The following is a 10,323-nucleotide window of genomic DNA, read 5'->3' as shown; positions in this document are numbered from 1 at the left end:
TGCCGCGAACGTTGTGGGCCAGCAACGCGTCGACGACCGCTTGAGACTGTCCGCGCACGGCTTCGTTGCGCCGATTCGCCCCCATCTGCCAGTGGTCGGCCCGCGCGTACTCCTCCGCGTAGGCGCGCCGTAACGCGCCGGGTTCGGGAAGCGGCGCGAGTTGAAGGGTGCCGCAATCCGGGCAGCGATGATACTTGTAGCCGCGCCGCGCGCCGAAGCAGGTCAGGCGGCGGCTACAACAGGCGATACACGTTGTATTCAATGGAATCATCCGCGGCGCTCTTCGCGAAAGAAAGCATTTCGCGAATGCAGCATAGCCCACCATTCCGGCGGCGGACAACCCCGCGAATCGGACCCTGCGAATCGGACAAGCCCGCAAGCGGCAGGACCGGCGCGCGGGCCGCGCCATTCCGAACACGTGAAAGGGCGGGCGCGCTTGGCTTATACTGTGTTCATGCTTCCTGAGGCCGGGGAAGAAGCGCAATGAACGACCAGATCGACATATCCGTAGTGGTGCCCGTATACAACGAGGCGCCCAACCTGACCGAACTGTACGAACGCATTGTCGGCACGCTGGAGCGGCTTTCCCGTTCTTTCGAGGTCATAGTCGTGGACGATGGCAGCACCGACGGGGGCCTTGACGTGCTGCGCGCCCTGCACGAACGGGACCCGCGCCTGCGCATCGTGCGGCTTGCGCGCAATTTCGGCCAGACGCCCGCGCTCTACGCGGGTTTTGCGCATGTTCGGGGCCGTTTTGTCGTGCAACTGGACGCGGACCTGCAGAATCCGCCGGAAGAGATGGCAAAGCTCATCGAGAAGCTCGAGGAGGGCTATGACGTGGCGCAGGGCTGGCGCGAGCAGCGTCAGGACGCCCTGGCGCGACGTCTCCCCTCGCGCATCCTGAACCGGACCATCTCGTTCCTGATGGGTTCGAAGATCCGGGACTTGGGTTGCGGGCTGAAGGCTTTCCGGCGGGATGTGGTCGACCGGATGTCTGATTTCACGCATCACGCGCGTTACCTGCCCGCCGAAATGCTCTGGCTCGGCGTGCGCATGGCGGAGGTCAAGGTCGAACACCGCGAACGCGCCCGCGGCACGAGCAAGTACGGGCTTTTTTCGTTGTTGCGGCTGAACTTCGACATCATATCGAGCATTTCGACAGCCCCCATCAAGATTATCGGGCTGGTGGGTTGTCTCTTGTCCCTGGTTGGCTTTTTCATGGGCGCGTTGATCTTTGCGCGGCGGATCATCGACGTGAACTACGATCCGCTCGCGGGTTCGCTGGCGAGCGTGACGGCGCTGTTCTTTATTCTCGCGGGGGTGCAAATGATCGCCACGGGCGTCATGTGCGAGTACGTGGGCCGCATATTCGTGGAGGTGCAGAACAAGCCCTATTACATTGTGCGCGAGATTATCGAGGCGCCCCCGGCCTCTGACGGGAAGCCGTCGTGAACGTATTCGTGTTTCCTGCCTGCAACGAGCCGGGCCTTGAAATCATCCAGGCGCTGCGCAAGAGCAATAAGTTCTCGCTGTTCGGCGGAAGCAGCGGCAAGGGCCGGTATGACCCGGCGCGCTTTCTGGTCGAGCATTACGTGGAATGTCCATACTATCAGGCGCCGGGTTTTCGGGAGCAATTCGCCGCGATCCTGCGGGACTGCCATATCGACATCGTGTTTCCTGCGTGGGACCCGCTCGTGGCGGTCTGTTCCGAGATGCGCGTGGAGGGGGTGACGTTCGTGACGCCGCGCGCGGAAATCGCGCGGCTGCTGCTGTCGAAGCGCGCGACCTATGCGCGGCTCGGCGGCGCGGTGGCCGTGCCCCGGCTGTACACGCTTCAGAATGCGCAGTTGCCGCTGTTTGTAAAACCGGACCAGGGCAGCGGTTCCCGGGGCAGCTATGTCGCGCGTTCCCGGGACGAACTGAGCCCCGCGCTTGGCGATGAAACGCTCCTGTGCGAGCATCTTCCCGGTGACGAGTACACCGTGGATTGTATCAGCGACCGTTCGGGCGTACTGCTGTTTGCGAACGTGCGCGTTCGGGCGAACATCGGGCGCGGGGTCGCGCTGGGCACGCGCCCCGTGGACGAGCCAGCGGTCGCGGAGCAGGTGGAGGCGATTGCGCGGGCGTTGCGCATCGAAGGGCCATGGTTCGCCCAGTTCAAGAAAAACGCGGCGGGAGAACCGGTATTGCTGGAGGTCAACGCGCGCATTGGCGGCAGCATGACGTTGACCCGGCTGGGCGGCGTGAATATTCCCCTGATCGCGGCGTTCCTGTACGGCGGCGACTGCGTGCGGGTGCCGCGCATGTGCCGGGATGTCGTGCTGAACCGTTGTCTGCGCAACTTCTGCGACTGCGCGCCTTTCGACTGGGTCGTGTGGGACTTGGACGACACCCTGCTGCGCAAAGACGGAAAGCCGGACCCGGAAGTGATGGCCTGTCTCTACGACCTGAACAACCGGGGCAAGCGGCAATTGCTCCTGACGCGCAACGGGAACGCACGGGCGCTATTGCGGCTGTATCAGGTTCCGGATTTCTTTATCGAGGTTTGCATCAGCGAGGACAAGGCGGAGACCCTCGCGGCGCTCATCGCGCGGCATGGCATTGCGCCGGAACGCTGCGTGATGGTGAATGACTCGTACTCCGAGCGGTTCGTCTTGGAGGCGGCATTCCCTGCGCTTCGGGTCGTCGCCCCGGACGCGGTCGACTACCTGGGCAGGGAAACGGGGCGCTGAAGCGGGTCAGAAGGGGACAGAGATGCTCGAGCGCGTTCATTCAGGTGGTCAGACAGGGGTGGACCGCGCCGCGCTCGATACGGCCTTGCGGCTGGGGATCCCCTGTGGCGGATGGTGCCCCAAGGGGCGCCTGGCCGAAGACGGCCGCATCCCGCGTATCTACCCGCTGCGCGAGACGCCATCGGCGGAATACGCGGAGCGCACCCTGTGGAACGTCCGGGACGCGGACGGGACGCTTATCCTGACACATGGCGAACCCGCCGGGGGAACGGCGGTGACTCGCGTGTTCGCCATGAAAGAGGGGACTCCGTATTTTGTCGCCGACCTGAGCGCAAGTCCACGCGTGGAAGACGCGCTGGCCTGGCTCCGCATGCATGCAATCCGGACGCTGAATGTGGCGGGGCCCCGGGAAAGCACCGTGCCGGGTATCTACGAGCTGGCGTGCCGTTTCCTGGAAACGCTGCTGGGCGAAGCCGTGCACCGCGGTTAAGACCCGGCGGGGGCTGCCGCCCGCTTGCGGCTTGCACTCCTTGCGGTGCTACGCCGAGACCCCCGATACGGGGCTACACGCGCACATCCGAAGTCACCCCAAGACGGTGATGATTGCGGTCCAGGAAAGGCTGCAAGTCCGACGCCATGAACTCGACAATCTGCTGCGGGGCGCGCCCGACAAAGTGGCTCGGGTCAAGTGCGGCATGGACCTCTTCGGATGACAAGGGAATGGCCGGGTCCGCGGCGAGACGTTCGAGGAGGTCGTTCTCCAGGCCTTCCTGCTTGACCCTCGCCGCCGCCGCTTGGGCATGCGCGCGGATTACCTCATGCAGGGTCTGGCGGTCGCCGCCCCGTTTGACGGCGGCCATCAGGATGTTCTCCGTAGCCATGAACGGCAGCTCGGCCCTAAGATGTTTTTCGATGATTTTCGGATATACCTGTGGGTTTTCCATGATATTCAAATACAGGTTCAGCGCCGCATCCGCCGCCAGGAACGCCTCTGGAACGCTCAATCTGCGGATAGCCGAATCGTCGAGCGTGCGCTCGAACCACTGGATAGCGCTGGTGAACGCGCCATGCAACGGGGCGACCATAAGGAAGCGCCCGAGTGCGCAGACCCGTTCGCACCGCATGGGGTTGCGCTTGTAAGCCATGGCGGAACTGCCGACCTGCGTGCTTTCGAACGGTTCCTCCACTTGTTTGAGGTTGGCGAGCAGGCGCATGTCGGTGCCGAATTTGTGCACCGATTCGCCGATGCCCGCGAGGATGTTAAGCACCTGTGTATCAACCTTGCGCGGATAGGTCTGGCCTGTGACGGGGTAAGCGGAATCGAATCCGAGTTTTTCCGCGACGCGCTGCTCGAGCTGGCGGACTTTCCCGTGGTCGCCGTCGAAAAGTTCGAGAAAGGAGGCCTGGGTGCCCGTGGTGCCCTTGACGCCGCGGCAGCGCAGCCGCTTGATGCCGGCTTCGAGGTCCTGGGCGTCCATGAGGAGGTCCTGGGCCCAAAGACAGGCGCGCTTGCCGACGGTGACGACCTGCGCGGGCTGATAATGTGTGTAGCCGAGGGTGGGCAGGTCTTTCCAGCGGAGGGCGAACTGCTTGAGCCGTTCGAGGACGTTCACCGCTTTCCCGAGCAGGATTTCGAGACCTTCCCGCATGAGCATCAGGTCGGTGTTGTCGCCGACGTAGCAGCTCGTCGCGCCGAGGTGGATGATCGGGCGCGCTTTCGGCGCGGCGTCGCCGTAGGCATGGATGTGAGCCATGACATCGTGGCGCGTCTTGCGTTCATAGCGTTGCGCGGCCTCGAAATCGATGTCGTCGACATGCGCGCGCAACTCGTCCAGCTGTTCGTCCGTGATGGGCAGACCGAGTTCCCGCTCGGCCTCCGCGAGAGCGACCCAGCATCTGCGCCAGGTGGAGAACTTGCGCTGCGCGCTCCAGAGTTCCGCCATCCCGCGCGTGGCGAAGCGTTCAACGAGAGGGGAGACGTATTCGGTGTTCAATGTGGGGCACTCCCGCCGGTTATGTGCTCCGGGTCTTACACGGCGCTGGAGACGGCCAGCGCAAACCCGGAACCCTCCGCCATCGCGGCGACGGCGGTCACCGGGTTGGTGCGCTGCGAGAAGACGCCTTCGCCCAGGATGAAGGCGCTTGCCGCCTCCGCGGTCATCGCTGGGAACACGTCGCCCTGTTCGGGGCGCACGACGTTCTCCTCGTAGGTAGCGACGTAACAGCAATGGCCGGGTTGCAGGCCTATCCGCCGGACTTCGGCGCCGTCCTCGCGCACGACGGCCAGCCAGGCCGATCCGTCGCGCTTGTCTACGACCGCGCTGATACGCGGGGTGTTGTACTGGTCTTTTTCGTAGTCCAGCAGAATCGAAGTGAGCGCGAGTGCGTCCCGCACGGACATTCCCTGCGCGATCTTTTCGGCGATAGGGTCGGTGTGGCTGCCATTGGTGACGACGGCCACCTGCCCGCCGCAGGCAATGCGCGCGCAGTTGTAGGCGATATAGGGGTTCTTTTGCACATCGGTCTCGTGGCCGGGTTTGGGCACAATGCTGATCTTGTCCGCGCCGCTGACGGCTGTCCGGTTCGGAAAGGACCGGCTTGAAACCCGGTAGAGCGCGCAAAGGCGATGGTCGCGGGTTTGCGCGACACTGACGATGCGGCCAATATACATGGGTGCCACCTCCCGGTTGTCTCCGGCGGAAGACCCTGATTATAGCGGAGCGCCATGCCGCGCGCGACCCGTCCCGCGCGGGAGACTACTTGAACTCGGGCAGCAGTTCCCGCTGCAGCATCAGCATCTCGTCAACGCACGCAACGGCGCGGCGATACGAATCGACCGTTGGGTCCAGCAGGAACGCCTGCACGAGCTTGTTCTTCGAGCGCTCCGAGAAGGCCTCGACGAGCAGCTTGTGGATGCTGCCCTGGAGCCGCAGCATCGCCGCGATACCCTCCGGCAGCGCTTCCATCTGTACGGTGCGCAGCCCGCTCTTGTCGGCGATGCCGGGCGCTTCGATTACCATGTCGTCCGGCAGGTTGGGGATGGTCCCGTTATTGGGCACGTTGATGGCGAGCAGGTCGCGTTTCAGGCCGCAGACGATGCCTTCCATGATCGGCACGGCGAATTCGTCGGAAGGTTTCAGCGGCGCGTCCTCGAAGCGGGACGGGGGCGGTTCCGGCTTGAACCAGGGCCGCGTCGTCTTATCGCCGCTCAGTGAGTACACGAACTCGGGGACGTGACCGGTCTGCCACGGGGGGCCGTCCATCGGGTCATAGAAATACTGGACCTCGTCGCACACGAACTCTTCGGCCCAGCGCACGTATTCGCCGTAGTGGTTCGGCGCGGGCGACGGCCACAGCCCGAACCTGCGGAACAGGATGCGCGCCATGCCGTACTCGTGCCATTCAGCGAGCCAGTCGCCACGCGCCTCCCGCTCGCGGAGCAGCGGATAGAGGTCTTCGCCGGTCTTCCTGTCGCGCAGGCATTGCAGCCACGTAAAATGATTGATGCCGCACGCGGCGCCTTCGATGTCTTCGACTGCCTTGCCCAGGATGTGCGCCGTCTGGAGGTAACCGTGATAGACGCCGTGGCAGAGGCCGACGTTCTTGATCTTCGTCAATCGCGAAATCGCCTCGCACAACTTGCTTTCGGGATTCGTGAAGTTGATCAGCCATGCGCCCGGGCATAGCCGTTCCATCGTCTGCGCGATGTGAATGATCGGGCCCATGTTGCGCAACGCGTGGAAGATGCCGCCCGGGCCGCCGTTCTCGCCGTAGACCTGCCGGAACCCGTGCTTTCGCGGCACGTGAAAATCCTGCGCCCAGTAGAGGTAGCGGTCCACCTCGATGGCCGCGACGGCGAAGTCCGCGCCGTCCACCGCCGCCGCGAGGTCCGTGGTTGAGGAAATACGCGCGTCGTGTTTCAGCGTCGCTGCGGTTTGGAGCGCGTATTGCTCGATCTCGGTCAGATGCTCCGCCACAATATCCATCAATACGATTTCTACACCGCGTTCGCGCAGCGGCTCGCTCAACAGGATGTCGCGTACGGACAAGGGCGCAAAGTTGCGGCTGCCCGCGCCGATGAGCGCAATCTTGATGGTCATGAATGGTCTCCTCCTCTTCTACGAGTGCCAGGAGCTATCCCGAGAGTGGGGGCGAGGCATGCCTCGCCCCTGCAAAACGCGGCCAAAGGTGACCTGGCTCTTTGAACAAAATCTTCCCGTCGAAGGGGCGATTCTGCTTGTCGCGCGAGTCTTGGGATGGCTTATAGAGCTTGAACCCCGCGCGGTGTCCGCTGCAAGTTTTTCCAGGCCGCGCCGCAAACAGGCGCTTCCTTCCCACGCCACTGCCAAGGGACGCTACAATTAGGCGCCACGGCGGCGTTATTATTGTCCGCAGCGAGGAGAGCAACCATGGCAACCCTGGACCGGCGCACTTTTCTCTCGGCTGCGGCTCTGTCCGCCGGGATGTGGCTCGCGGACGCGGCGCCCGCGGCGCGGGACGGCGGCGCGCGCCGCAAGCCGAACTTCGTGTTCATACTGGTCGATGATCTCGGCTACGCGGATCTCGGCTGCTTCGGCAGCGATTTCCACGAGACGCCAAACCTGGACCGGATGGCGGCGGAAGGGATGCGCTTCACGCAGGCGTACGCCGCCGCGCCGGTGTGCTCGCCCACGCGAGCGAGCATCATGACGGGCAAGTATCCGGCGCGGCTACGCCTGACGAATTTCCTGAAGGGCACACTGAGCCCCGAGGACTCGCCGGTGCGCACGGCCCCTTACGCCGATCAGTTGCCGCTCGAAGAGACCACGCTGGCTGAGGCGCTGCGCGGCGCGGGCTACGCCACGTGCCACGTGGGCAAATGGCACCTCGGCGGCAAGGGCTACTGGCCCGAGGACCAGGGTTTCGACGTGAACATCGCGGGCGGCGCGAGCGGCATGCCCAGGAGCTTCTTTTGGCCGGACTGGAAAGGCAACCCGCCGCTGGACGGCGGCGTTGAAGGCGAATACCTGACGGACCGGCTCACGCAGGAAGCGTGCAAGTTCATCGAGGCCCAAAAAGAAAAACCGTTCTTCCTGTATCTTGCGCATTACGCCGTCCATATCCCGCTCCAGGGGAAACAGGACAAGATCGCCAAGTATCAGCGCAAACTCGAAACCGTCTCCGGCGGCGCGCCCCGGCAGCACAATCCGCACTACGCCGCCATGCTCGAATCGGTGGACGAGAGCATCGGCATGGTGCTCGAAACGCTGCGGCGCTGCGGCATCGAAAACGACACGCTCGTCGTGTTCTTCAGCGACAACGGCGGCCTCTCCGTCGAGGAAGGGCCGCTTACGCCCGCCACGGACAACTACCCGCTCCGCGCAGGCAAGGGTTATCTCTACGAAGGGGGCATACGCGAGCCGATGATCGCGCGGTGGCCCGGCATGGTCCCGAATAACACCGTCTGCGAGACGCCGGTCACGAGCGTCGACTTCTTTCCCACCTTCTGCTCGCTGGCCGGGGCGGGCGCGAGGGAAGCGGCCGCGAACAACGCGCTGGACGGCGTCGATATCGGACGGCTTTTCGCGAACCCATCCGCTCCGCTGCGCCGCGGCGCCTTGTACTGGCACTACCCGCATTTTGCGAATCAGGGCGGACGCCCGGCGGGCGCAATGCGCGCGGGCGACTGGAAACTGATCGAGCATTACGAACGCGGCGATCTTGAACTGTTCAACCTGCGCGACGATATCGGCGAGACGCGCAACCTCGCGGACCAGCAGCCGCGGCGCCTGCGGCGCATGCGAGACGCCCTCGACGCGTGGCGCAAGGACGTAGGCGCCGTCATGCCCCCGCGCGCGGATCAGCCGTAAGCCCACCCGACAAGGAGACCACCCATGCGTATGGCGATCGTTGCGTTGCTGACGGGCGCCCTGATGAGCGCGGTTTCAACACCCTGCGCCGCGCAGGGCTGCGAAGAGACGCCGCTCACGAATGCAGAAGCGTCGCTCTATGACCCCGCGGCGCCGCTGGAACACGCCTCGTGCGTTCCCGTCGGGCCGGGGCCGCACCTCTTCATCGACGACTTCTACGTCGCCGCGGTGGAGGGCATCACCCGCGAGGTGCAGCCGCCTGTTCGCGACGGTTCGCTGCCGAACCCGATCGTGACCGGCAAGGGAGACGGCTGTTTTCAGCCATACATGACCATCCTGCGCGACGAGGGCACGGGCCGGTTCCGGCTCTGGTACGGGCGGCACACGGAGGACTCCAACGCGTCGCGCTCGCTTGTGGGCTACCTGGAGTCCCCGGACGGCATCCACTGGGAGCGCCCCGCGCGCACGCTCGAAATGCCCGGGCCCATCCAGTTCGGCGTGAGCGTCGTCGACCGCGGGCCCGCATATGCCGGCCCCGCGCGGCGCTACGCCTTCGGCTGGTACATGGACGGCGGCCTCAAAATAGCCCTGTCGCCTGACGGCCTGACGTGGTCCTTTCTGTCGCCGGACCCGGTCATCCGGCACAACCATGACATCACGAGCATCTTCTTCGATCCCATCCGGGACCGGTACATCGCGACGGTGTCCGTGTATCGCCCCGGCTGGTGGAAAGACAACCGCCGCGTCACCATGCACGCGTACAGCCGCGACCTCGCCACATGGACGCCCCCCCGTTACGTGGTCCTGCCCGACCCTGTCCGCGACGACGGCGAGACGCAGTTCTACGCCATGGACGGCTACCTCGTGCGCGGCGACCTCATCATTGGCATGGTGAAGGTACTGCGCGATGACCTCAAGGCCGATGACCCGCCGGACCCGCCCGACGCATATGGCGTGGGCTACACCACGCTCGCGTGGTCGCGCGACGGCGAGGCGTGGGTCCGCGACACGGCGCCCTTCTTCGCGCCCGACCCCGGGAAAGGCGCCTGGGACCACGCGCATGCGTGGGTCGACGAGCAAGTGCCCGTCGGCGACAAAGTCTACCTGTACTACGGCGGCTATGCGCGCGGGCACAAGGTCAACCGCTTCGAGGAACGGCAGATTGGACTGGTTACCATCACCCGCGACCGGTACGTCGCCCGCCGGGCCCAAGCGGAACGCGGCATTCTGAGGACGCCCCCGCTGCGCCTCGACGGCGGCGGCATGACCCTGAACGTCGACAGCCGCGGCGGTTCCGTGCGCGCCCGCTGCCTCGACGCCGGCGGCGCGCCCATCCCCGGCTTCGGCTTTGAAGACTGCGCGGCCATTTCCACGGACAGCATCGATGCGCCGTTGGCCTGGAAGCACCCCCTGACGGAACTGCGCGGCAAGGACTTTGCCCTCGAATTCGAACTGGCCCGCGCGTCGCTGTACGGGTTTGCGGTTACACCGTGAATTTGTCGCGGACGGGCCGTCTCGGTTACACTCATTCTCGTTGGTTCGGACACTTCCGCATTCGGGTCAACAACCTCGCGACAGCAGCAATCATGCGCCTGTAGCTCAGGTGGATAGAGCATCGGCCTTCTAAGCCGAGGGCCCTGGGTTCGAGTCCCAGCAGGCGCGCCATCGCCATTCCTTTCGACATGCCTTGCACTTCCCACTGCAAGCAGGTCACTCGTCCTTCTGAAAGCCTGTCTTGGAGG

Annotated in this window: 9 protein-coding genes and 1 tRNA gene; 6 read left to right on the top strand and 4 right to left on the bottom strand. The window is 64.7% G+C overall.

Annotation, left to right across the window (positions count from 1 at the left end; translation table 11 throughout):
* The coding region (locus KA184_18830; GenBank protein MBP8131639.1) for a hypothetical protein at positions 1 to 271 on the bottom strand (271 nt) is incomplete at its 3' end.
* Between the two features lie 212 nt (positions 272 to 483).
* On the opposite strand from KA184_18830, the gene KA184_18825 reads away from it, so the two are divergent.
* From KA184_18825 to KA184_18815, 3 genes are read left to right on the top strand one after another with little or no spacing between them, the layout of a single operon-like run.
* Positions 484 to 1,452 (top strand): glycosyltransferase family 2 protein, encoded by a 969-nt coding sequence (locus KA184_18825; protein MBP8131638.1) that lies wholly within the window; start codon positions 484 to 486, stop codon positions 1,450 to 1,452.
* The gene (locus tag KA184_18820; GenBank protein MBP8131637.1) at positions 1,449 to 2,732 is read left to right on the top strand and encodes an ATP-grasp domain-containing protein; all 1,284 of its coding nucleotides are present in this window, start codon (positions 1,449 to 1,451) and stop codon (positions 2,730 to 2,732) included. Before KA184_18825 ends, KA184_18820 begins: the two co-directional genes overlap by 4 nt.
* A 22-nt stretch (positions 2,733 to 2,754) precedes the next feature.
* Positions 2,755 to 3,222, top strand: coding sequence for a putative molybdenum carrier protein (locus KA184_18815; GenBank protein MBP8131636.1), 468 nt, complete (start codon positions 2,755 to 2,757; stop codon positions 3,220 to 3,222).
* Positions 3,223 to 3,295: 73 nt separating this feature from the next.
* Here KA184_18815 and KA184_18810 read toward each other — a convergent pair whose 3' ends face one another.
* The 3 genes from KA184_18810 to KA184_18800 form a co-directional block, all read right to left on the bottom strand.
* Positions 3,296 to 4,726: an adenylosuccinate lyase gene (locus tag KA184_18810; GenBank protein ID MBP8131635.1), complete on the bottom strand. Its 1,431-nt coding sequence runs from the start codon at positions 4,724 to 4,726 to the stop codon at positions 3,296 to 3,298.
* A gap of 35 nt (positions 4,727 to 4,761) precedes the next feature.
* Positions 4,762 to 5,403, bottom strand: a complete 642-nt coding sequence (locus KA184_18805) for an IMP cyclohydrolase (GenBank protein ID MBP8131634.1) — start codon at positions 5,401 to 5,403, stop codon at positions 4,762 to 4,764.
* Positions 5,404 to 5,488: 85 nt separating this feature from the next.
* Positions 5,489 to 6,832 carry an alpha-galactosidase gene (locus KA184_18800; protein MBP8131633.1) on the bottom strand — a complete coding sequence of 448 codons (1,344 nt, stop codon included), beginning with the start codon at positions 6,830 to 6,832 and terminating at the stop codon, positions 5,489 to 5,491.
* 309 nt (positions 6,833 to 7,141) lie between these two features.
* Between KA184_18800 and KA184_18795 the strand changes: the two genes are divergently transcribed.
* The 3 genes from KA184_18795 to KA184_18785 all read left to right on the top strand — a co-directional run bounded on the left by KA184_18795 (position 7,142) and on the right by KA184_18785 (position 10,246).
* On the top strand, positions 7,142 to 8,581 hold the full coding sequence (locus KA184_18795) for a sulfatase (GenBank protein MBP8131632.1): 1,440 nt from the start codon (positions 7,142 to 7,144) through the stop codon (positions 8,579 to 8,581).
* 24 nt (positions 8,582 to 8,605) lie between these two features.
* Positions 8,606 to 10,075, top strand: a complete 1,470-nt coding sequence (locus KA184_18790) for a hypothetical protein (GenBank protein MBP8131631.1) — start codon at positions 8,606 to 8,608, stop codon at positions 10,073 to 10,075.
* A gap of 94 nt (positions 10,076 to 10,169) precedes the next feature.
* Positions 10,170 to 10,246 (top strand) — tRNA-Arg (locus KA184_18785).
* Positions 10,247 to 10,323: the final 77 nt, after the last annotated feature.

It is taken from the genome of Candidatus Hydrogenedentota bacterium, from assembly GCA_018005585.1.
Taxonomy (GTDB): domain Bacteria; phylum Hydrogenedentota; class Hydrogenedentia; order Hydrogenedentales; family JAGMZX01; genus JAGMZX01.
Note: the sequence above shows the minus strand (reverse complement) of the source record. Positions and strands in the feature narration are given on the sequence as shown.

Bases quoted from the DNA above. Each gene is read 5' to 3' on its own strand.
- KA184_18825 (MBP8131638.1), top strand. From the start codon at position 484: ATGAACGACCAGATCGACATATCCGTAGTGGTGCCCGTATACAACGAG.
- KA184_18815 (MBP8131636.1), top strand. From the start codon at position 2,755: ATGCTCGAGCGCGTTCATTCAGGTGGTCAGACAGGGGTGGACCGCGCC.
- KA184_18805 (MBP8131634.1), bottom strand. From the start codon at position 5,403: ATGTATATTGGCCGCATCGTCAGTGTCGCGCAAACCCGCGACCATCGC.
- KA184_18800 (MBP8131633.1), bottom strand. From the start codon at position 6,832: ATGACCATCAAGATTGCGCTCATCGGCGCGGGCAGCCGCAACTTTGCG.
- KA184_18795 (MBP8131632.1), top strand. From the start codon at position 7,142: ATGGCAACCCTGGACCGGCGCACTTTTCTCTCGGCTGCGGCTCTGTCC.
- KA184_18790 (MBP8131631.1), top strand. From the start codon at position 8,606: ATGCGTATGGCGATCGTTGCGTTGCTGACGGGCGCCCTGATGAGCGCG.